This is a genomic window from Roseomonas sp. BN140053, assembly GCF_047690175.1.
Classification (GTDB): domain Bacteria; phylum Pseudomonadota; class Alphaproteobacteria; order Acetobacterales; family Acetobacteraceae; genus Roseomonas.
Genome location: NZ_JBLLEB010000050.1, coordinates 1 through 20,614 on the forward strand (window position 1 = coordinate 1; position 20,614 = coordinate 20,614).

Genomic DNA, 20,614 nt, shown 5'->3' on the forward strand with positions numbered 1-20,614 from the left:
CGCAGGTCCTCCGACAAGGTCTTCGCCATCGCCGCTGGCCTCCAACCCCAGCCAGCAGCTTGAATCAGATTGCCCCCGAGCCGGGCAAGCCCTCTGATTCGGTTCGCTCGGAATCTGCTCTAGGCAGATTCTGAAAGCGGTTGCCGATATAGGTTGCCCGGAGACCTTCGAGCGGCGTCGAGAGACCTTCGAGGCACGCTGCCCGGCGGACGACCGCGATGAGCCGTTCCGCTTCGTCGCTTTGGTCGGCGAAGTAGTAGCGGACTTCAGGTCGCTGCGCGTCAGGGTTGCGGGCGCGAATATCCTCTATGGGCGCGCGATTGAAGCCGGGCTCCAGAGTTGCGGCACGTTCCAGGATACGGCGGGCAGCGTCGCGGTCGGCACCCTGGACAATCTGTGTGAAGACAAGCAGGCGGGCGGCGCCAACTGCCGGCGGCCCCAGCTCGGGGCAAGATCCGGCCGTTGGCGGCACGGCTGGCACGGTGGCAGCCGCGGCGGGGGCCGGCACTGGCGTGTCCGGGCGAGCCGCCGGAAGGGCAAGGCGCAGGTCGCGAGCCCGTTCGCAACCGGCCGGCACGCCGTCCTCGAGCCGGTCGAGTATGTCGTCCCATCTGGCCTGGACAGCGGGCTCGCGCATGACCCGCTCCGACAGATTCACACGGACGGCACGAAGGATCGCGGCGGCCTCGGCCGGGGGGAAAAGGCCGATAACCGTGTTGGCGATCAGCTCGACCCCTGGGCGGTCCTGCTGTCCCGCGGCACGGACCTGCTCGCGGGTGAAATCCGCAACGCGCATGCCGAGTTCAACACAGTGGATGCTGCGTTCCGCAGCCAGCCGCCGGACCTCGGCCTCTTCCCGCTGAGCAGCCTGTTCCGCCGCAGCGGCGGTGCGCTTCTCCGACTCCCTGCGCTCAATTTCCGTGCGCTCGGCCTGCTCGCGGCTGGCCACGTACCCGTTCAGAAGGCTCATCCCGCTCACGACGACCGCGGCGATGGAGACGAGCGCACTGGCATGCCGATTGAGCAAGCGGTTATCGTTGCGAAGCTTCGGGACTTCGACCTCGAGCTTGGTGACTTCCGCCTGGAGCTTGCGCCTTTGCAGCGTCTCCGTGTCCACGGGTGGAACACGATCGTCCGGTCCGTCGCTCATTCCCTGCATCCGCGTCGGCGAGACGCGAAGGATTGTTTCGCCTCAGCAGCAAAGCAAGCGAAAGCCGCGTAAGGACCTGATCACCACCAGCCGGCCACCGGCAATGGTGGCAATAACCGGGGCACCGAACAGGCCTCCGCGCGCCCGTCGCGGTCTGGCCGGCCGGCGAAGCGCGGGCTAGGGACGCGGGCATGGCATTCGGCATCCGCAGCGGCGTCGAAACCCGCGCCGCCGTGCCGGCGGATGCGGCCGACCTCGCGCGGCTGCTGCACCCGCTGGACAACACGCTCACCACCCGCGACGTCGCCGAGCGGCTGGAAGCCCTGGCGCGCCACCCCGAGGGCGCCGTGCTGGTGGCGGCGGATTACGGCCCGGTGGTGGGGGTGATCGCCCTGCGCTGGTCCGCCGTGCTGCAGCAGGCGCGTCCGGCGGCCTGGATCACCACCCTGGTGGTGGACGACCGGGAACGCCGCCGTGGCATCGGCCGCATGCTGATCAAGGTGGGCGCGCAGGCGGCCCGGGCTGCGGGCTGCGACACGCTGGACGTGGTGGCGCTGCCGGAGGAGGACGGGCAGCTGTTCCTGCGTGCCCTGGGCTTCACCCCGGCGGGCCAGGGCTTCTCGCGTTCCCTGCGCAAGCGCGCCGCGGGCGGCTGAACTGGCGGCCCCGGGCCGGGCCGGCCACCGGTCGCGCCTTCTGCCGCGTCAGCCCGGCCGGCCCGTCCGGGCCAGCGCCGCTTCCAGGGCGGCACCCAGCCCGAGGGTCGGCACCCCCGGCGCAGCATTGCCCCGCTCCGCCGCCCGCCCTGCCCCGCCGGCCACCGCCGCTTCCACCAGGCAGTCCAGGCTGTCCAGCACCGGCACTGCCACCCGCGCCGATACGGCTGGCCCCAGCCCCGCCAGCCCGGCCCCGCCCAGCACCACTGCCCCCGCGCCTTCGGCCACCGCATCGGCCGCCGCGCGCGCCAGCAGTTCGGCCGCCGCCCCGGGATCGCGCGCCAGGGCATCGCCGGCCGGCGGCACCGCGCGCACGATCACCCGCTCCGGCCCGTGGCCCAGCAGCAGGGCGAACTCCTCCAGCATCGGCACCCAGCCCGCGCCGCCGGTCAGCAGCGCCACCCTTGGTGCCAGTCGCAGCGCGGCGAGGATGCTGGCCTCGGCCATGCCGTGCACGGGCAGGCCCGACAGCTCGCGCGCTGCCCAAAGGCCGGGATCGCCGAAGCAGGCCAGCGCCACGGCATCCACCGACGCCGCGTGTTCCGCCACCGCGTCCAGCACGGCATGCGCGGCCACGGTTGCCGCGGCCCGGCTGGCGACGTAGCGCGCCCCGAAGCGCGCCGTGGCCGGTACCAGCGTGACCTCCCGCGCGCCAAGGCGCTCCAGCGTCGCCGCGGCATGGCCGCGCATCCGCTCGGTCATGGCGGGGTCGGTGTTGCCGTTGAGCAGGAGCAATCGCATCGCCTTCCATCCTGCACCGCGATGGCCGCCGCGCGAAGCGTGGGCGTTGCGGCGGGTGGCTCACGAGAGGGCGCTGCCCCCTCGCGCTCCCTCGCCAGGAAACTGAGTTTCCTGGACCTTCCGTTCGTAAAAGAACGGCGCTGGCGGATAGGGTGTCACTTCGCGGCGGCTACGCCCACGAAGTGACACCCTATCCGCCAGCGCCAACTCACGGCGGGGTCCGGGGACCTACGAGGTCCCCGGCGGGAGGGTGTGGGAGGGCAGGGCCCTCCCGCGGACCACTCGGCGCAACCATCACCGCTCCGGCAGGCAGGCTGCCGCAAGCAGGGCGAAGGCGCGCGCCCGGTGGCTGATCGCGTGCTTCCGGTCAGGGTCCATCTCGGCGAAGGTTTCCGTCTCGCTTTCCGGCACGAACATCGGGTCGTAGCCGAAGCCACGGCTGCCGCGGGGTGGCCAGACCCAGTGGCCGGGTGCCTCGCCCAGGAAGCCTTCCGAATGGCCGTCCGGCCAGGCCAGCACCAGCGCGCAGGAGAACCAGGCGCGGCGGTCGGGGAAGTCGCGGGCCCGGCGCTCCACCTCCGCCATGGCGTGGGCGTAGTCGCGGCTGCCATCCGGGCGCGTGGCCCAGTCGGCGGTCCAGACGCCCGGGGCGCCGTCCAGCGCGGCGACGGAAAAGCCGGAGTCGTCGGCCAGCGCCACCAGCCCCGTGGCCCGCGCCGCGGCGTGCGCCTTGATGCCGGCATTGCCGAGAAAGCTGGTCTCGGTTTCCGCGGGCTCAGGCAGGCCCAGCGCGCCGGCGCCCACCACCTCCAGCCCCCAGGGGGCCAGCAGCGCGGCGTTCTCGCGCAGCTTGCCGGCATTGTGGGTGGCGATTACCAGCTTCGTGCCGGGCTCCAGGCGGCGGCTCGCTCGGGCCGCGCCGCCCGCGGCCGGATGGCCCGGCGCGCTCATGCCAGCCCCACCGCGGCGCGCTGCGCGGCGAAGAGCTCCGCCGTGCCGCCCCGGGCCAGGGCGAGCAGGGCCTGGAACTGCGCGTCGGCGAAGGGCTCGCCCTCGGCGGTGGCCTGGATCTCCACGATGCCGCCGCTGCCGGTCAGCACGAAATTGGCGTCGGCCTGGGCGGCGCTGTCCTCGGGGTAGTCCAGGTCCAGGATCGCCTCGCCTTCCCACAGCCCGGCGGACACCGCGGCCACCTGCGCCGGCAGCGGGTCGCGGGCCAGGATGTTCATGCGCCGGCAATGGGCGAAGGCGCCGTGCAGCGCCACCCAGGCGCCGGTGATGGCGGCGCAGCGGGTGCCGCCATCGGCGCACAGCACGTCGCAGTCCAAGGTAATCGTCATCTCCCCCATGGCGGCGCGGTCGGTCACCGCGCGCAGGGACCGGCCGATCAGCCGCTGGATCTCCTGCGTCCGGCCGGACTGCTTGCCGCGGGCGGCCTCGCGGTCGCCGCGGCTGTGGGTGGCGCGGGGCAGCATGCCGTATTCCGCCGTCACCCAACCCTTGCCCGATCCGCGCAGGAAGGAAGGCACGCGCCCTTCCACGCTGGCAGTGCAGAGCACCTCCGTGTCGCCCATGCGCACGAGGCAGGAGCCCTCGGCATGGCGGGACACCCCGGGTTCCAGGGACACGCGCCGCAGGGCGTCGGGGGCACGGCCGGAAGGGCGCGGCATGGTGTTTTTCCTCGCGAAGGGGCTGGAGGGATCGTCGCCGCGGCCGGGGGTGTCAACGGTGCGCCGCCCCGGCCTGCCGCGGTTTTGAAGCCGTGGCACGGCGCGGGGCCACGGGCGACATTGACCCCGCCCGGGAGCAAACTTACCTTTCCTGCGTGCAAGACTGGCCATCCGCGCCCCGCGGGGGCGCTTCCCTCCGGACCCCGGCCGGAACCTCCTTTGCCGGGACGCTGGAACAGCTGGACGGCCGCAGCGCGGCCATCCTGCGCCAGATCGTGGAACTCTACGTGGAAACCGGCGAGCCCGTCGGCTCCCGCACCCTGTCGCGCCGCCTGCCCGTGGCCCTGTCGCCGGCCACCATCCGCAACGCCATGGCCGACCTAGAAGAGGCGGGGCTGCTGTTTGCCCCCCACACCAGCGCCGGCCGCCTGCCCACCGAGCGCGGGTTGCGCCTGTTCGTGGACGGGCTGCTGCAGACCGGCGCGCTGAGCGACGAGGAGCAGGAGGCCATCGCCGCCCATTGCGCCGCCTCCGGCCGCTCGCTGCAGGACACGCTGAGCGAGGCGGGGCGGATGCTCTCGGGCCTGGCGGGGGCGGCGGGGCTGGTGCTGGCGCCCAAGACGGAAGCCGCGGTGCGGCACATCGAATTCGTGGCGCTCGGCCCTGGCCGCGCCCTGGTGGTGCTGGTGGGCGATGGCGGCCAGGTGGAGAACCGGGTCATCGAGGTCCCCGCCGGCCTGCCCGCCAGCTCCCTGGTGGAGGCCACCAACTACCTCAACACCCGCCTCAACGGCCGCACCCTGGACGAGGCGCGCTCGGCCGTTTCGGCGGAGATGGCGGACAACCGCACCGCCCTGGACGCGCTGACCGCCCAGGTGATCGAGGCGGGGCTGGCCACCTGGGCCGGCGGCGGCGGCGGCTCGCTGATCCTGCGCGGGCAATCGCGGCTGCTGCAGAACCTCGACCATGCCGCGCGCATCGGCGAGATCCAGGGGCTGTTCGACCGGCTGGAAGCGCAGGAAACCATGCTGCACCTGCTGGACCTCGTGCAGCGCGGCGAGGGGGTGCAGATCTTCATCGGCGCCGAGAGCGGCCTGTTCGACGCCGCCGGCCTGTCCATGATCGTGGCGCCCTTCCGCAACGGGCAGGAGCGCATCGTAGGGGCGGTGGGCGTGGTGGGCCCCACCCGCATCAACTACGGCCGCATCATTCCCGTGGTGGACTACACGGCCCGCGTGATCGGGCGCCTGCTGGGCTGAGGCCCGGGGGAGCCGGAGCGGGCCCGCGGGGTTCCGGCCGAGACGCTCAGCGCCGGACGGTTCCCGATGCTGGCGGGGCGCTGACCCGCCGCGTTTCCTCACCGCCTTCGCCGGCCGTTTCCTGCCTCACCCCGACATTGACCGGCGGCTTGCCGCGCATGGCCGTGCCGGCCGGGGCCGCACCGCCACCGGCAGAATCCGTGCCCGGACCGATGGCGTCGCGCGAATCCTGCGACAGATCGCTCCCGGTGGGGTGGGACGGCCGAGCTCCATCGCCGGAACTGCCGGGCTCGCTGCCCGGGCCCTTGTTTGCCATGTCGCGCCTCCTCCGGTCCGGGAAGGCAACGCGGGCCCGGGGCGTGGGTTTGTGACCTCGGGCGGGTGAACGCCCCCGCGACCCATGGGGCACGCGGGGCAGGGATGCCGGCGGATACGTGGCGGACGACCTGTAGCTAGCTACATGACTGCGGACATGACCATCGATGAAGAATTCGTGCTGGAGCTTCGCCGGGTGTTCCACAAGTGGCGCACGCGTTGCGATACGGAGATGCGGTCGGCCGGCATGACCCTCGCCCGGGCGCGCACCCTGGCCCTGCTGCAGGAGGAAGGCGGCATCATGCAGCGCGACCTGCTGGCGCAGCTGGCGGTGGAGCATTCCACCCTGGTCCGGCTGCTGGATGCCCTGGAGGCGCAGGGGCTGATCCGGCGCGAGCCGGTCTCGGGCGACCGCCGCGCCAACCACGTGTCCCTGACCCCTGCCGGTCAGCCCGTGGCGCGGGAGGCCCTGGCGTTGCTGGAGCGGCTGCGGGCCGTGGCCCTACGCGCCATCCCGCCCGACGACCTGCACGCCGCCGTGCGCGTGCTGCACGCGATCTCCAGCAACCTCGACCGCGGCCATGCCGCGGCGGTGCCCGCGGCATGAGCGGCCGCACCGGGACGGCGGTCCCCTCCGCCCCCCCGCCCGGCGCGCCGCCGCCGGCCCCGCCGATCACGCTGCTGCGCTTCGTGGCGTATTCGCTCGCCTCCCTGATCCTCGGGCTGACACAGGGGCTGGGCAACAACATCGTCACCGCCAACATCCAGACGGTGCAGGCGACCTTCGGGGCCACCACCAACGAGGCAGTCTGGCTGTCCGCTGCCTATACCTCCACCAGCATCACGGCCTCGCTGCTGCTGTACAAGTTCCGCACCCAGTTCGGCCTGCGCATCTTCGCCGAGCTGGGGCTGGGCCTCTTCGTCGTGGTGTCGCTGGCGCATTTCTTCGCCCATGATCTGCGCTCGGTGGTGGCGCTGCGGGCGGTGGTGGGCTTCGCCGCGGCGCCGCTCAGCACCCTGGCCTTCCTCTACATGCTCGAGGTGGTGCCGCCCGACCGCAAGCTCACGGTGGGTGTGGCGCTCGGCCTGCTGGGCACGCAGCTGTCGCTGCCCCTGGCGCGACTGATCTCGCCGGGGCTGCTGGAACGGGGCCTGTGGCAGGAGCTGAACCTGATGGAGCTCGGCCTCGCCGTGCTGTCGCTGGGGATCGTGTTCCTGTTGCCGCTGACGCCGCCGCCCCGTGCCAAGGTCTTCGACCGCGTGGACGCGATCAGCCTGCCGCTGCTCATCACCGGCATGGCGCTGATCAGCATCGTGTTCAGCCTCGGCCGCTATTACTGGTGGCTGGAAGCGCCCTGGCTCGGGGTTTGCCTCGCGGCCGGCATCGGCGCCCTGTGTCTGCTGGTGGTGATCGAGCTGAACCGCGCGCAGCCGCTGATCGACCTGCGCTGGCTGTCCTCCACCAACATGGTGATCTTCGGCGGCTCCATGCTGCTGGTGCGCTTCGTGCTGGCGGAACAGACCACCGGCACCATCGCGTTCTTCCAGAATCTCGGCCTGCTGAACGAGCACATGGCCGGGATGTTCTGGGTGATCCTGGGGGCGACGGCGCTGGGCGGCATCGGCGTGGCGTCGGTGATCAAGCCGGCCAACGTGCCGGTCATCCACGCGACCGCGCTGCTGCTGATCGCCCTGGGCGCCTGGCTGGAAAGCGATGCCACCAACCTGACCCGCCCGCCCGACGTGTATCTGGCGCAGGGGCTGGTGGCGCTGGGCAGCGCGCTGTTCGTGCCCGCCGCCGTGTCCTGGGGCTTCACCCACACCATCACCTCGGGGATGCAGTACATCACCAGCTTCTTCGCCGTGTTCCTGGCGGCGCAGAATCTGGGCGGGCTGTTGGGCTCCTCCCTGCTGGGCACCTTCCTGGTGGTGCGCGAGAAGTTCCATTCCAGCCAGATCGTCGAGAACCTGACTCTGGACAACCCGCTGGTGGTGGGACGCATCGCGCAGTACGGCGCGGCCTATAACCGCGTGCTGGGCGATGCCACGCTGCGCAACGCCGAAGGCGCCGCCACCCTGGCCCAGGTGGCAACGCGCGAGGCCAACGTGCTGGCCTTCAATGACCTGTTCCTGCTGGTGGCGATCGTCGCAGCCCTCAGCCTGCTGGCACTGCTGGCCAACCTGGTGCTGACCCGGTTGCGCCGGCCGCAATCCCAGCCCGCCTGAAGCTCCAAGGACCCCGATGCCGTTTCCCAACCCGTTCCGTTCGCGCGCCACCATTCCCGCCCTGATGGCGGGCATCGCTGCCGTGCTGCTGGTGCTCTACACCTGGCGCCTGCCGCCCTTCACCTCCACCGTGCAGGTCACGGACGATGCCTATGTGCGCGGCCTGGTCACGGTGGTGAGCCCGCAGGTCGCCGGCTACGTGGTGGAGATCCCGGTGCAGGACTATGTCGCCGTGAAGGCGGGCGATCTGCTGGTGCGCATCGACGACCGCATCTTCCGCCAGCGCCTCGCCCAGGCGCAGGCCATGCTGGCCAGCAGTCGCGCCTCGCTGGACAACCTCGAGGTGCAACGCCGCACCCGGGAGGCCAGCATCGCCGTGGCCCGCGCGCAGGTGGAGAACGCCGATGCGGTGCGCGACAAGGCGCAGGCCGACCTGCGCCGCATCACGCCGTTGCTGGAAGCCAATATCCAGTCCCGCGCCACCGGCGACACCGTGCGCGCCGCCCTGCGCGAGGCGGAGGCCGGCTTCGCCCAGGCCCAGGCTTCCGAGCGCGTGGCCGAGCAGGCGCTGGCGGAAACGCTCGCCACCCGCCCCGGGCTGGAAGCCGCGGTGCAGAACGCCGAGGCCGCGGTGCAGCTGGCGCAGATCGACCTGCAGAACACCCGCGTCGTCGCCCCCCAGGACGGCCGCCTGGGCGAGGTCGGCACGCGGCTGGGGCAATACGTGACGGCGGGCACGCAGCTCACCTCGCTGGTGCCGGAACATCGCTGGGTGGTGGCGAACTTCAAGGAAACCCAGCTGTCCGGCATGCGCGTCGGCCAGCCTGTGCGCTTCCGGGTGGACGCGCTGCTGGGCGCCGAGCTGCGCGGCCGGGTGGAGCGCTTCTCCCCCGCCACCGGATCGGAATTCGCCGTGATCCGCGCCGACAACGCCACCGGCAACTTCACCAAGGTGGCCCAGCGCCTGCCCGTGCGGGTCAGCATCGACCCCGACCAGCCCCTGGCCGACCGCCTGACCCCCGGCATGTCCGTGGTCGTCCACCTCGACACTTCAGCGGCGCCGCTGGACCCGCCCGCCGCCGTCGCGCCCCCGCCGGGGCGCTGACCCGGCGGGTGATGGCGGCCCTGGCGGTGCGGCAGGTGGCGGTGGCGGCCGTGGCCGGCCGGGTCTCGTCCCTTCGCAACACTCCTGGGCGATGCTGCCGTTTCGCGCGGGGCCGTGGTGGCCCGGTGGCACAACGCATCGGGGGACGCCCAGGTTGATCACGACGCTCGCCGTGTCCGGCTACCGCTCGCTGCGCGACTTGGTGGTGCCGCTCGGGCGGCTGACGGTGATCACGGGCGCCAATGGCAGCGGCAAGACCAGCCTGTACCGGGCGCTGCGCCTGTTGGCGGAAACGGCGCAGGGCCGGCTGGTGGCGACGCTGGCGGCGGAGGGCGGGCTTTCCTCGGCGCTCTGGGCAGGGCCTGAGACAGTCAGCCGCGCGGTGCGCGCGGGCGAGCGGCCGGTGCAGGGCACGGTGCGCAAGGGGCCGGTCAGCCTGCGGCTCGGCTTCGGGGGCGACGCCTTCGGCTTCGCCGTGGACCTCGGGATGCCCAGCCGCGAGCATCCCTTTCCCCTCGACCCCGCCATCAAGGTGGAGGCCATGTGGAACGGCGAGCGGCTCGGACGGCTCTCGGTGTTTGCCGAGCGGCGCGGGCCCTCGGTGCGTCTGCGCGGGGTACGCAACGGCGCCTGGCGGGAGGTGACGGAGCGGCTCTCACCCTTCGACTCCATGGTGACGCACTGCGCCGAGCCCGGCGACGGGGCTGAGCTGCTCACCCTGCGCGAGCGGATGCGGGACTGGCGCTTCTACGACGCCCTGCGCACCGACCCGGACGCGCCGGCGCGGCGGCCGCAGATGATGACCTTCACGCCGGTGCTGGGCGGGGACGGTGCCGACCTCGCCGCCGCGATCGCCACGGTGGCCGCAATCGGCGATGCGGCGGCGCTGGAGGAGGCGGTGGAGCACGCCTTTCCCGGTTCGCGCCTGGAGGTCGGTGGCGACGTGGCCGGGCCCGGCGGGCTGCGGCTGCACCAGCACGGGCTGCTGCGGCCGCTGGGGCTCGCGGAGTTGTCGGACGGGACGCTGCGCTACCTGCTGCTCGTGGCGGCGCTGCTGTCGCCACGCCCGCCGGAGCTGATGGTGCTGAACGAGCCCGAGGCCAGCCTGCACCCGTCGCTGCTGCCCTCGCTGGCGCGGCTGCTGGCGCGGGCGTCCCGGCGCTGCCAGGTGGTGGTGGTCAGCCACAGCGAGCCCCTGATCGACGCGCTGCGCGAGGCGGGCGTCATCGAGGAGGTCCGGCTGGAAAAGAGCTTCGGCGAAACCGGCGCGCCCGGGGTCGAGGCGCCCGGATGGGACTGGCCCAGGCGGTAGCTGGGGCCGGGACGCGGCGCTCGCGCACCACGTAGGGCACGTCGCCCGCACGCCTCGCACGCGGCGCGACCGCTGCCCCGCGAGTTCCGCGACCGTGCCGAGGCCGGCTGCGTCAGCCCTGCGGCATGCTGTCGCGGAAGCTGGGGCGCTCGGCGAAGCGGGCGAACCAAGCGGCCAGTCCGGCGCGCCCGTGCTGCCAGCCGAGGTCGGCGAAGCGGAAGTCCAGGTAGCCGAGGGCGCAGGCCATCGCGATCGTGCCGATATCCACCCGGCCGCCGAGGTCGGCGGCGCGGCGCTCCATCTCGTCCAGCGCGGCCAGGATCTTGCCCATTTGCCCGTCCAGCCAGGGCTGCGAGCGGATCTCTTCCGGGCGGGTGGAGGATTCGTAGCGGATCAGCAGCGCGGCATCGAGCAGCCCGTCCGCCAGCGCCTGTTCCACCAGGGCGCGCCAGCGGTCGGGGCCGGGAACAGGAAACAGCGTGCCACCGCCGGTGGCGTCCAGCACCTCGCAGATCACGCGGCTGTCGTAGAGGGCGCTGCCGTCTTCCAGCACCAGGCAGGGCACCTTGGCCAGCGGGTTGGCCGCGCCCAGGGTGGCGTTGCGGCTGAGCGGGTTGGCCGTGATGGTGACCGGCTCGATGTGGTCCCACAGCCCGTTCTCGGTGGCCACGATCCGCACCTTGCGCACGTAGGGCGATGCGGCGGCATAGAACAGCTTCACGGGGCTATCTCTCCGATGCGCGCCGGCCGGCAGCGGCGTGGCGCGGGTTGATGCGGGGCCGGGCGGCGCGGCGGGTGTCGGACCGTCGCGCCGCCCGCGCGGGGCCGGTGCCGTGTCGCCGCGGGGGCTCAGCGCGGTGCCATGCTCATGGGGAAGCCGCGCAGGTCGCGTGAGGCGGTGCGGAACACCGCGTCCTGCCGGTGCTGCTTCTGCGCGGCCAGCTGCGGCACGCGGCGGGACATGTATTCCCCCAGCGCCAGGGCGCTGACGCGGCCTTCCGGATCGGTGGCGGCGCGGCCGCCCAGCCCTTCGCGCAGGGCATAGGCGAAGACGCCGTTGCGGTCGTCGTAGCTGTCCAGCGCTTCCTGCACGCCCGAGGCCGCGGCCAGCAGGTAGCGCCCGGTCTCGTTGCCCAGGGCCGAGAGGCTGTCGAGCGCGACCTGCCCGGCATAGCAGGCGTCGATCAGCAGGAAGCCGTCGCGCGCCCGTACCCGCGCCAGGGCGGAGACCAGAGCCTCGTCGCCCACGGCGCCGGCCCGCAGCGCCGGCCAGGACGACACGTTGGACAGGTCGGAAGGCAGGAACAGGAACCGCCCGTCGCCGTCCGAACGCACGCCGTGCCCGGCGAGGTAGAGCACGAAGGTGTCCTCGGGGCGGACGTGGTTCGCGGCCTCGTCCAGCGCGCGCAGGATGCCGGCGCGCGATGCGTCGGCATCGGTCAGCAGCACGGTTTCCACCCCGTCGAACAGCCCGGCGCTGCCGGCGCGCAGCGCGTCCACCACGGCGCGGGCATCGGCCACGGCGAAGCGCAGGTTCATGGAGGCGTCGGCGTAGCGGTCCACGCCCACTGCCAGCACCACCAGCCGCCCGGCGCCCGCCGGCGCGGCGGGCTCGCCTTCCCGGCGCAGCTCGGCCGTCGGGCCCTCGGCGAAAAGGGTGCGGTCCTCGGCATAGAGGCGGGTGGAGATGCGGTTCACGCCGCGGTCCAGCGGCACCTCGGCGGTGACCTGGCCGGGCGGGGCAGGCGCCGCCGTGGCGGGCGTGCTGCCTTCGCCGCCGGGCAGGCGGATGCCGCGGGTGCCGGAAGCGCCGTTGTCCACCCGGGCGGCGATGCGGCCGTTCACCAGCACGTCCACCGGCCCCAGGCCGAGGCCGCGATCCTGCGCCGACACGGTCAGCCGCATCGCCGTGGTGCCGGCGGGCACCAGCGCCGCGTCCCAGGGCTGCGGCAGGCAGTTGCCGTCCGGCTGCACGGCGCAGAGCGCGCCGGCCCGCGCCACGGGGGTGCGGCCGATGCGTGAGCGCAGGTCGCCCAGCAGGCTCTGCCGCGGCGCTTCACCGCGGGCGCGGGCATGCACGGCATCGGGCGCGTAGAGGGCGCGATAAGCTTGCTGGAAGCTGGCCCATTCCGGCGTGGCGGCGCGGCCGTCGTTCAGGTGCACGCCCACCAGCTCCTGCCCGCCGGCGGCGCCGTGGTCGAACAGGCCCTCGGGCGTCCACATCGCCCAGCGGCGGCCATCGGCGTGCACGAACAGCGCCGCGCGCTCGGTGATGCGGCCGCCCGAGATGCCGTACCAGCGCAGCGTGCCGTCGGCATGGGCGGCCACCGCCACCTGGCCATCGGCGGAGATCGCCAGTCCCCAGGTGGCGCCCGGTCCGGGCAGGGCATCCAGCGCGGCGCCACTGCTGTCGAAGAGCCGCAGGTGCGTGTCGGTGCCCAGCAGCACCGCGCTGTCGTCGGGCGTGATGGCCAGGGCGCGGATGAACTCGCCGGTGCCGAGGCGCAGCGGCAGGTTGTTCAGCCGCACGCCGTCGGTGTTGCGCCATTCCGACAGGGTGAAACGGGAGGAACTCGTGCGGGCCGGGACGAGGCCGGTCTTGTCTTCCCGGGATGCGGCCTCCAGCCGACCCGCGCGCGCGTCGAAGCGCAGGGCGGGCTGGTCGGCGCGCAGCGCGAAGCCCACCTGCAGGCCATCGGCCGATACGGCCAGCGCCGCGCCGGTGGCGCGGAAATCGCCGGTGCCGGGGCGCGGCGGCAGGGCCAGCGTGCCGTCGGGGGCGACCCGGCCCCAGCCGGGGTCGGCGGCGGCAAAGGCCAGACCGCCGCCGGGCAGCGGCAGCAGCTGGGCGATCGAGTCGCGCGCCGCGGCGATGTCGGTCCAGGGGCCCAGGCCGAAATCGGCCCAGCGCCGGATCACGAAATCCCGGGTGACGGCAGGGGCGATGCCGCGCCCGGACGCGGGGGACACCGGCGGTGCGGCGGGAACCGCCGGCTGCCCGCCGCCCACCCGGACGCCCCGGCCAGTGCCGGCTGCCGGCGGCTTGGGCGGGGTGCCGCCGCGCGACGCCTCGGCCGCCGGCCGGCCCGGCGTGGCGCCACCGGGGGAGGTCACCCGCGCGTAGCCGGCGGCGTGCAGCTGCACCCCGCCATGCCCGTCGCCCGCCCAGGCCACGGCGGGCAGGCCTTCGCCGCCGAGGCCGGACACGTCGGGCACCAGCACGCCCCGCAGCTCCGGCAGGCTCAGCACCTCCACCCGCAGCCGGTCCTCGAAGCCCACGGCCAGCAGCGTGCGGTCGGGCGAGAAGGCGAGGCCGAAGGGACGGCCGCCCGTCACCGGCGCGCGGTCGGCCAGCTTGCGCCCGGCCGCGTCGTAAAGGCGCACGCGGCCATCCGCCGCCGAAGCGGCCAGGCGGCCAGCGGCGTCGAAAGCCACCACCCGGGCGGGGCCGGCATAGTCGCGGTCCTCGAACAACAGGGTGCCGTTGCGGGCGTCCCAGACCCGCACGCCCGCCCGGCCGCCCAGCGCCGCGGCGAGCCGGTTGCCGTCGGCCGAAAGGGCGAGGTGCTGCACCGGCGCCGGCAGCCCCGGCAGCCGCGCCGCCAGCCGCCCGGTGCCGACGTCGAAGACGTAGATGGAAAAGGTGCCATCCCAGGCGCGCCCGGTGCTGCCGCCGGTGAAGACGCGCGACCCGTCCGGGGCCAGGGCCACGGCGTAGAGCTCGCCCTCCTCGCCCGGGCCGATCGGCGGGCGCAGCACGGCGCGGGGCGTGCCGTCGGGCAGCGACCAGAGCCGCAGCGTCTTGTCGTCGCTGGCACTGGCCAGCAGCCGGCCCGCCGAGTCGGTGGCCAGCCGCGCCACGGGGGCGGTGTGCGCCCCCGTCTCGATTCGCAGGATCGGCTCGCGCGGCGGCTCGGACAGGGTCTGTGCCCAGGCCGCGCCGCCCGCGAGGGTGGGCACCAGCGCCGCCGACCCCGCGCACAACAGGCCGAGCAGCAGGACGGCCAGGGTGGCGGGACGGCGGCGCATCATGGTCAGCCCGCGGCCAGCTCGAAGCCGCTGGCGGCCGCGGTCTGCGCCTGGGCGACGCTGTCGTTGAAGTTGTCGCGGCGGGCGATGTTGCTGGCCGCCAGCGAGCGCACGTCGCCGGGCACCGCGGTCGGCACGGCGCCCTGCGCCAGGCTGTCGCCGGCCGGGGCGGCCCGGCCGCGGCCACGGCCGCGCGGCCCGGAGGCCACGGCCGCACCGCCCGAGACGCTTTCCGCCGGCACGTAGCCGCGCTGGCCGGAGGGGGTCTCGACCAGGGCGTAGCCGTTGGCGGCGGGGCGGACCTGCACGGTGCTGCGGGCGGCCACGGTGGCGCCGATCTCCGGCGCGCCGGGCTCGGGGCGCAGGCGCAGCGGCACGGGGCGGCTGACCTGGGCGGTGCGGATCGGCACGGCGCGCGACGCCTGCGCGGTGGCCTTGGCGCCGGGGGCGACGGTGTCGATGGCGGTGTCGAACTCGGCGCCGCGGGTGCCGATCTGGCCGTTGATCTGCTGCGCCAGCTGGATGTCGCGGTTGGTCAGGTCGCGCAGCTGCGCCATCTGCGCCTGTGCCGTGTTGCGGTCCATCCGGCCGTCGCGGGCGGCCTGGCGGATCTCCTGGGCGCGGTTGAAGCGGCAGTCCATCAACTGGTTGAAGGCGATCTGGGTGCGGTCGAGCTGGCCGTTCTCGCGCTCCAGGTCGGTGGCCAGGGCGGCGCTCACCGCGGCCTGGTCGTTGTTGCGCCGCTGCAGCGCCGCGAGATAGCCGCCCGCCGCACCCACCGCTGCGCCGGCGACGCCGCCGATCAGCGCGGAGCGCAGATTGCCGCCGCTTGCCGCCAGCCCGGCCAGGGCGCCGACGCCCCCGCCGATGGCGGCGCCGGTCAGGATGTCCTCGGCGAAGAAGTTCCCGGTGCTGTCCAGCGCCACCACCTGCTGGCGGCAGGCATCGGTGCCGTCATCCGCGCCGATGCGCCCCGCGCGGGTGGACACCCCGGCGCAGCCGGCCAGCATCGACAGGGCGGTCAGGGCGGCGACTCCGCGATGCGCCAGGCGGCGCGGGGAGGGGAGCGCCACGGGGCCGGCGAGGGCCAGGGCGGCGGGAGCATCGTGCGGCATGGATGAAAGAATCCCCTTCTTCGGCCAGGGAAACTAGGCCGGTGCCGAAGCGCGGCCAAGACCAGGAGGAAAGCGTAACGTTCGAACCGTTGCGCCCTACCCCCAGGAACCGTCCCGTGACAGGATGGTTCGTAGGCGACCCGGTTTCCGCCGGCGGCTTCACGGGTGGGGGAGGGATTGGGGGATGCAGGTGTCCAGGGTGGAGTGGTGCGCGGGCGCCCCGGCCCCGGTCGCGGTCCCGACCCGGGGTTGAGGCGGGAGCGGTAGGGCATGTCAGGCGAGTATTCACAGGCGGACCGGCTGCTGCGGATCACGACGCCCCTGCCGGCGTCGGATCAGGTGCTGCTGCGCCGCCTGGACGTGACGGAAGCGATCGGCCGTCCCTTCACCATCGAGGCGGAGCTGCTGTCCGCCAATGACGGCCTGAAGCCCGCTGACCTGGTGGGCAAGGCGGTGACCTGCACGCTGTCGGTCAAGAACACCCCCGAGCGCTTCTTTCACGGCGTGGTGCACAGCTTCAGCCGCACCGGCGATTTCGGCCGCGGCATGAGCTCCTATCGCCTGACCGCCGGGCCCCGGCTGTGGCAGCTGACCCGCACCACCGATTGCCGCATCTTCCAGGGCAAGAGCGTGCAGCAGATCGTGCAGGCGCTGCTGCAGGAAGGCGGCGCGGCGCCGGTGCAGTTCGGCACGCTGCCCACCACCACTCGGGTCTACACCGTGCAGTGGAACGAGACTGACCTGGGCTTCATCCAGCGCCTGCTGGACGAGGTCGGCGGCGGCTACTTCTTCCAGCACAGCGAGAGCGACCACACGCTGGTGGTCACCGGCGCCAATGCCGACTTTCCCGCGATCGGGCTCGATACGCTGTCGGTGCGGGCCGAGCGCGCGGGGCACGACGCGCTGTGGGACTGGACGCCGTCCACGCATCAGCGCCCGGCCAGCATCACCGCCTGGGACTACGACGACCTGCGCCCCAAGGCGCTGCTGCAGAAGAACGCCTCCACCGTGCTCGATACCTCCTCGGGCGACTGGGAAGTGTTCCGCTGGCCCGGCGGGCAGGCGGTGCAGCCCGATGCCGACCCGGCCAAGCTGTCCATAGAGCGCGAGGAAGCGCATGCGGAGGAGGTGACGGCGGCCGGCGGCGCGCCCGCCGTTTTCGCCGGCGGCAAGATCAAGGTGGCGCCGCTGAACGGCGGGGCGTCCGAGAACTGGCTGGTCAGCGCCGTGCGCCACAGCGCGGCGGACGAGACGCATATCTCCGGCGGCGGCGGCACCTATTACGGCAATGCGCTGACGCTGATCCCCGCCGACCGGCCCTGGCGCAACCCCGCGCCCCGTCCGCGCCCGGTGATGCCCGGGCTGCATTCCGCGCTGGTGACGGGGCCGCAGGGCGAGGAGATCTACACGGACGAGTACGGCCGGGTGAAGGTCCACTTCCTGTGGGACCGCGCCGGGCCGGTGCGCGAAACATCCTCCTGCTGGTGCCGCGTGGCGCAGCCCTGGGCGGGAAGCTGGGGCGGCACCTGGTTCCTGCCGCGCATCGGCGACGAGGTGCTGGTGGGCTTCATGGACGGCGATCCCGACCGTCCGGTGGTGATCGGCAGCCTGTACAACAACGACGCCAAGCCGACCTACGCGCTGCCGGCCAACATGACGCAGAGTTGGATCCAGACCCGCTCCTCCAAGGGCGGCAGTGCCGAGAACGCGAACTTCCTGCTGTTCGAGGACAAGAAGGGATCCGAGGAAGTCCGCATCCACGCCGAGAAGGACATGAACACCGTCGTGGAGGACAACCGCGACGCCAAGATCCAGAAGGGCAACGACACCACCACGGTGGAAACGGGCAACCGCACCGTCACCGTGCAGACCGGCAATCTCGTCACCGAAGTGTCCAAGGGCGATGAAACGCGCAAGATCGCGATGGGCAACCGCAGCACCGAGATCTCGATGGGCAACGAGACGCTGTCGGTGAAGATGGGCAACATCGACGTCAAGGCCGATCTCGGCAAGATCGACATCGAGGCGATGCAGTCCATCACCCTCAAGGTTGGAGGCTCCTCCATCGTGATCGACCAGATCGGCGTCACCATCAAGGGCACCGTTAAGGTCGAGGTGAAGGGTGTGATGATTGACCAGTCGGCCGACGCCATGATGGTGATCAAGGGCGGCCTGGTGATGATCAACTGATGGCTTCGCGATGAGCACTGCGCCCACTCCCAAACTCGCCGTTGCCCTGCCGCCGCTGCTGCCGCGGCTGGAGCTGGACAGCGCGGCTGCCACGCTGCTGGACGGCGCGCCGCACGCCGCCGAGGCGGTGGACCGGCTGGAACAGTCCGGCCGGCTACAGGAAGCTTCCCGCCTGGTGGCGCACGCCCTGCCCAAGCGGGAAGCCGTGTGGTGGGCTTGCATGTGCGCCCGCGCCATCCCCTTTCCCGAGGCGACGCCCGATGACCTCGCCGCGCTGGAAGCGGCCGAGGCCTGGGTGCGCCAGCCAGAGGAAGCGCAGCGCCGCGCCGCCATGGCCGCCGCCGAGAAGTCCGGCTTCCGCAGCGCCGAAGCCTGGGCCGCCGTGGGTGCCTTCTGGTCCGGCGGTTCCATGGCGCCGCCCGAGTCGCCCGCCGTGCCGCCGGCCGAGCACCTGACCGGCGTGGCCATCGCCGGCGCGGTGACCCTGGCCGCGGTGCGCAATCCACCCCAGCGCGCCCAGGAGCGCTTCGCCCGCTTCCTCGCCGCCGCGCGCGACATTGCCAATGGCGGTGCCGGGCGCCTGCCGCCGGAGACCCCGTGATGGGAATGCCCGCATCCCGCATCGGCGACATGCATGTCTGCCCCATGATGACGCCCGGCTTGCCGCCGATCCCGCATGTCGGCGGGCCGATCGTGATGGGTTCGCCCAACGTGCTGACCGGCAAGATCCCCCAGGCCCGCATCACCGACCAGTGCGTCTGCGTCGGCCCGCCGGACGTGCTGGTGAAGGGCTCCGTGACGGTGCTGGTGAACAAGCTGATGGCGATCCGCATCGGCGACATGACCGTGCACGGCGGCAACGTCATCGTCGGCCTGCCCACCGTGCTGATCGGGGGATAGCGCCGTGGAACTGACGCTGTCCGTGCTGCGCTGCCCCGACACCGCCGTGCCGGAGATGCGCCGCGCCGCGGGCGGCGACCTCAGCATCGGGCGCGGCGTCGAGTGCGACTGGGTGCTGGCCGATCCCGACCGCGTGCTGAGCAAGAAGCACTGCGTGCTGGAATACCGCTCCGGCGGCTGGCAGGTGCGGGACCTGTCCACCAACGGCACCTTTCTGAACCACGCCGCCGAGCCGATCGGGCGCGACGTGGCGGCGCCGCTGAACAGCGGCGACCGGCTGCGCCTGGGGTCCTGGGAGATCGAGGTGCAGGTCGCCGCCGGCTTCCAGCCGGCCCCCGGGCCGGCCTGGGGCGGCGCGGCGGATCCCTTCGCCGCCGCCGGATCGCCCTTCGGCGGGCCCGCCGACCCGCTGCACGACCCGATGGCCCCGCCGGCCCCGCCACACCCGCCCTTCGGACAGCCGCTGCTGCCCGACGATTTCGACCCTTTCGGCGCGAACGAGGCGCCGATGCCGGACCACCGCCCTTCGGCCAACGACGCCTTCACCCCGCCCGTGGCACGGCTGGCGCCCGGCGGCGACACGGGCGGCATCCCGGACGACTGGGATCTCGGCCTGCCCGCCGCGCCGGCCGCGGCACCGGGCTGGCCGCCCGCGACGCCCGCAGCCCCGGCCTGGCCGCCGGCGGCACCGCCGCCCGCTCCGCCCGCAGCACCCGTGCAGTCGGCGGCCCCCCCGTGGCCCCCAGCCCCGGCCGCCGTGCCGCCGGCCCCGCCACCCTGGGCGCCAGCCCCCGCCGCGACGCCGGAATGGCCGCCGGCGCAACCGCCTGCCGTACCCCCTGTCGCACCGGCGGCCGCGCCGCCCTGGCCCCCGGCTGCACCGGCCGCGCCCGTGGCGCCGCCGGACTGGTCGTCCGCCCCAGCGGCGCCATCGCCGGCGTGGCAGCAGGCGCCCGCCGCGCTCCCGCCATCCACGGCGCCGGAATGGCCGCCTGCCCCCCCGCCGGGCCTGCCACCGGTCGCCGCCCCGCCGGGTTTGCCACCGGCTGCCGCGGCGCCGGCCTGGGCGCAGCCGGCACCGCCTGCGGAACTGCCGGACCCTTTCGCGGAGGAGAACGACCTTTCTCCCACTCCACGACCCGTGCCGCAGGCTCCCATCGGAGGGTTCCCGGCCGCGGCACCTGCCGCACCGATGCCGGCGGCGCCCCCGGCGCAGCCCGCGCCCGGCGCCGCGCCGGCCGGCGGTGGCGGGCTCGCGGCCTTTCTGGAAGGGGCTGGCCTGCCGGCCGGCGCCCTGGCCGGTGCCGATGCAGAGGCCACGCTGCGGGCCGCGGGCGCCGTGCTGCGCGCTTCCGTAGCGGGGCTGCGCGCCCTGCTGATCGCCCGGGCCGACGTGAAGCGGGAATTCCGCATCGAGCAGACCATGCTGCGCGCTGCCGGCAACAACCCGGTGAAGTTCGCCGCCACCGACGACGCGGCGCTGATGGCGCTGCTGGGCGGGCGCGGCCTGGCGGGGGTGCAGGAAACCGTGGCCGACCTGTCCGCGCACCAGGTCGCCACCCTGGCCGCCACCCAGGCGGCAGCGCGGGCGCTGCTGCAGCGCCTCGCCCCGGCGGGCGTCGAGGCCGCCGACACCGGCGGCGGCCTGTTGCCGGGGGCGCGGGAGAAGCGGCTCTGGGAAGCCTATCGCCGCCTGCACGGGCAGGTGACGGAACAGTTCGAGGATGATTTCGACAGCGCCTTCGGCAAGGCCTTTGCCCGCGCCTACGAGAGCGCCTCGCGCGCGGAGCGCGGCTAGGCGCCGCCCAACAGGTCGAGGCGCCGATCGCGCCGTTTCACGTGAAGCGCCGCCGGTTCTCGCCGGCGGGCGCTGGGGGTTCAAGGAA

General features: G+C 73.6%; 17 protein-coding genes. 10 read left to right on the forward strand and 7 right to left on the reverse strand.

Features of this window, described 5'->3' with window-relative positions; translation table 11 throughout:
- Positions 1-64: 64 nt before the first annotated feature.
- Complete coding sequence (locus ACLIBK_RS23435; RefSeq protein WP_415389726.1) at positions 65-1,150, reverse strand: hypothetical protein; 1,086 nt, start codon at positions 1,148-1,150, stop codon at positions 65-67.
- A gap of 191 nt (positions 1,151-1,341) precedes the next feature.
- Here ACLIBK_RS23435 and ACLIBK_RS23440 point away from each other — a divergent pair, with 191 nt between their 5' ends.
- Positions 1,342-1,806, forward strand: a complete 465-nt coding sequence (locus ACLIBK_RS23440) for a GNAT family N-acetyltransferase (RefSeq protein ID WP_415389727.1) — start codon at positions 1,342-1,344, stop codon at positions 1,804-1,806.
- 48 nt (positions 1,807-1,854) lie between these two features.
- On the opposite strand, the gene ACLIBK_RS23445 is transcribed toward ACLIBK_RS23440, so the two are convergent.
- The 3 genes from ACLIBK_RS23445 to rph form a co-directional block, all read right to left on the reverse strand.
- Positions 1,855-2,607, reverse strand: coding sequence for an aspartate/glutamate racemase family protein (locus ACLIBK_RS23445; RefSeq protein ID WP_415389728.1), 753 nt, complete (start codon positions 2,605-2,607; stop codon positions 1,855-1,857).
- 294 nt (positions 2,608-2,901) lie between these two features.
- On the reverse strand, positions 2,902-3,558 hold the full coding sequence (locus ACLIBK_RS23450) for a non-canonical purine NTP pyrophosphatase (RefSeq protein WP_415389729.1): 657 nt from the start codon (positions 3,556-3,558) through the stop codon (positions 2,902-2,904).
- Positions 3,555-4,277 (reverse strand): ribonuclease PH, encoded by a 723-nt coding sequence (gene rph / locus ACLIBK_RS23455; protein ID WP_415389730.1) that lies wholly within the window; start codon positions 4,275-4,277, stop codon positions 3,555-3,557. The genes ACLIBK_RS23450 and rph overlap by 4 nt, the downstream gene beginning before the upstream one ends.
- Positions 4,278-4,507: 230 nt before the next feature.
- On the opposite strand from rph, the gene hrcA reads away from it, so the two are divergent.
- The 5 genes from hrcA (at position 4,508) to ACLIBK_RS23480 (ending at position 10,494) form a co-directional block, all read left to right on the forward strand.
- Positions 4,508-5,536 (forward strand): heat-inducible transcriptional repressor HrcA, encoded by a 1,029-nt coding sequence (gene hrcA, locus ACLIBK_RS23460; RefSeq protein ID WP_415389747.1) that lies wholly within the window; start codon positions 4,508-4,510, stop codon positions 5,534-5,536.
- A 472-nt stretch (positions 5,537-6,008) separates the two neighbouring features.
- Entirely contained in the window at positions 6,009-6,458 is a 450-nt protein-coding gene (locus ACLIBK_RS23465; protein WP_415389731.1) for a MarR family winged helix-turn-helix transcriptional regulator, read from the forward strand.
- The gene (locus tag ACLIBK_RS23470) at positions 6,455-8,077 is read left to right on the forward strand and encodes an MFS transporter (protein ID WP_415389732.1); all 1,623 of its coding nucleotides are present in this window, start codon (positions 6,455-6,457) and stop codon (positions 8,075-8,077) included. Before ACLIBK_RS23465 ends, ACLIBK_RS23470 begins: the two co-directional genes overlap by 4 nt.
- Positions 8,078-8,093: 16 nt before the next feature.
- On the forward strand, positions 8,094-9,182 hold the full coding sequence (locus tag ACLIBK_RS23475; protein ID WP_415389733.1) for an HlyD family secretion protein: 1,089 nt from the start codon (positions 8,094-8,096) through the stop codon (positions 9,180-9,182).
- Positions 9,183-9,336: 154 nt separating this feature from the next.
- Positions 9,337-10,494: an AAA family ATPase gene (locus ACLIBK_RS23480; RefSeq protein ID WP_415389734.1), complete on the forward strand. Its 1,158-nt coding sequence runs from the start codon at positions 9,337-9,339 to the stop codon at positions 10,492-10,494.
- 112 nt (positions 10,495-10,606) lie between these two features.
- Here ACLIBK_RS23480 and ACLIBK_RS23485 read toward each other — a convergent pair whose 3' ends face one another.
- The 3 genes from ACLIBK_RS23485 to ACLIBK_RS23495 form a co-directional block, all read right to left on the reverse strand.
- On the reverse strand, positions 10,607-11,215 hold the full coding sequence (locus tag ACLIBK_RS23485; RefSeq protein ID WP_415389735.1) for a glutathione S-transferase: 609 nt from the start codon (positions 11,213-11,215) through the stop codon (positions 10,607-10,609).
- Positions 11,216-11,343: 128 nt separating this feature from the next.
- Entirely contained in the window at positions 11,344-14,526 is a 3,183-nt protein-coding gene (locus ACLIBK_RS23490; protein ID WP_415389736.1) for a caspase family protein, read from the reverse strand.
- Positions 14,527-14,528: 2 nt separating this feature from the next.
- Positions 14,529-15,638 (reverse strand): hypothetical protein, encoded by a 1,110-nt coding sequence (locus ACLIBK_RS23495; protein WP_415389737.1) that lies wholly within the window; start codon positions 15,636-15,638, stop codon positions 14,529-14,531.
- 270 nt (positions 15,639-15,908) lie between these two features.
- Here ACLIBK_RS23495 and ACLIBK_RS23500 point away from each other — a divergent pair, with 270 nt between their 5' ends.
- The 4 genes from ACLIBK_RS23500 to tagH are packed head-to-tail and all read left to right on the forward strand — an operon-like array spanning position 15,909 to position 20,526.
- Positions 15,909-17,828 (forward strand): type VI secretion system Vgr family protein, encoded by a 1,920-nt coding sequence (locus ACLIBK_RS23500; protein ID WP_415389738.1) that lies wholly within the window; start codon positions 15,909-15,911, stop codon positions 17,826-17,828.
- A gap of 10 nt (positions 17,829-17,838) precedes the next feature.
- Entirely contained in the window at positions 17,839-18,429 is a 591-nt protein-coding gene (locus ACLIBK_RS23505) for a DUF6931 family protein (protein ID WP_415389739.1), read from the forward strand.
- Entirely contained in the window at positions 18,429-18,728 is a 300-nt protein-coding gene (locus ACLIBK_RS23510; protein WP_415389740.1) for a PAAR domain-containing protein, read from the forward strand. Before ACLIBK_RS23505 ends, ACLIBK_RS23510 begins: the two co-directional genes overlap by 1 nt.
- Positions 18,729-18,732: 4 nt before the next feature.
- Positions 18,733-20,526, forward strand: coding sequence for a type VI secretion system-associated FHA domain protein TagH (gene tagH / locus ACLIBK_RS23515; protein WP_415389741.1), 1,794 nt, complete (start codon positions 18,733-18,735; stop codon positions 20,524-20,526).
- The last annotated feature ends 88 nt before the right edge of the window (positions 20,527-20,614 follow it).

Excerpts from the sequence above, each read along its gene's own strand:
- ACLIBK_RS23500 (WP_415389738.1), top strand. The coding sequence starts at position 15,909 with ATGTCAGGCGAGTATTCACAGGCGGACCGGCTGCTGCGGATCACGACG.
- ACLIBK_RS23465 (WP_415389731.1), top strand. The coding sequence starts at position 6,009 with ATGACCATCGATGAAGAATTCGTGCTGGAGCTTCGCCGGGTGTTCCAC.
- ACLIBK_RS23450 (WP_415389729.1), bottom strand. The coding sequence starts at position 3,558 with ATGAGCGCGCCGGGCCATCCGGCCGCGGGCGGCGCGGCCCGAGCGAGC.
- ACLIBK_RS23490 (WP_415389736.1), bottom strand. The coding sequence starts at position 14,526 with ATGATGCGCCGCCGTCCCGCCACCCTGGCCGTCCTGCTGCTCGGCCTG.
- ACLIBK_RS23435 (WP_415389726.1), bottom strand. The coding sequence starts at position 1,150 with ATGAGCGACGGACCGGACGATCGTGTTCCACCCGTGGACACGGAGACG.
- ACLIBK_RS23475 (WP_415389733.1), top strand. The coding sequence starts at position 8,094 with ATGCCGTTTCCCAACCCGTTCCGTTCGCGCGCCACCATTCCCGCCCTG.
- ACLIBK_RS23510 (WP_415389740.1), top strand. The coding sequence starts at position 18,429 with ATGGGAATGCCCGCATCCCGCATCGGCGACATGCATGTCTGCCCCATG.
- ACLIBK_RS23470 (WP_415389732.1), top strand. The coding sequence starts at position 6,455 with ATGAGCGGCCGCACCGGGACGGCGGTCCCCTCCGCCCCCCCGCCCGGC.
- ACLIBK_RS23445 (WP_415389728.1), bottom strand. The coding sequence starts at position 2,607 with ATGCGATTGCTCCTGCTCAACGGCAACACCGACCCCGCCATGACCGAG.
- rph (WP_415389730.1), bottom strand. The coding sequence starts at position 4,277 with ATGCCGCGCCCTTCCGGCCGTGCCCCCGACGCCCTGCGGCGCGTGTCC.
- ACLIBK_RS23495 (WP_415389737.1), bottom strand. The coding sequence starts at position 15,638 with ATGCCGCACGATGCTCCCGCCGCCCTGGCCCTCGCCGGCCCCGTGGCG.
- ACLIBK_RS23440 (WP_415389727.1), top strand. The coding sequence starts at position 1,342 with ATGGCATTCGGCATCCGCAGCGGCGTCGAAACCCGCGCCGCCGTGCCG.
- ACLIBK_RS23505 (WP_415389739.1), top strand. The coding sequence starts at position 17,839 with ATGAGCACTGCGCCCACTCCCAAACTCGCCGTTGCCCTGCCGCCGCTG.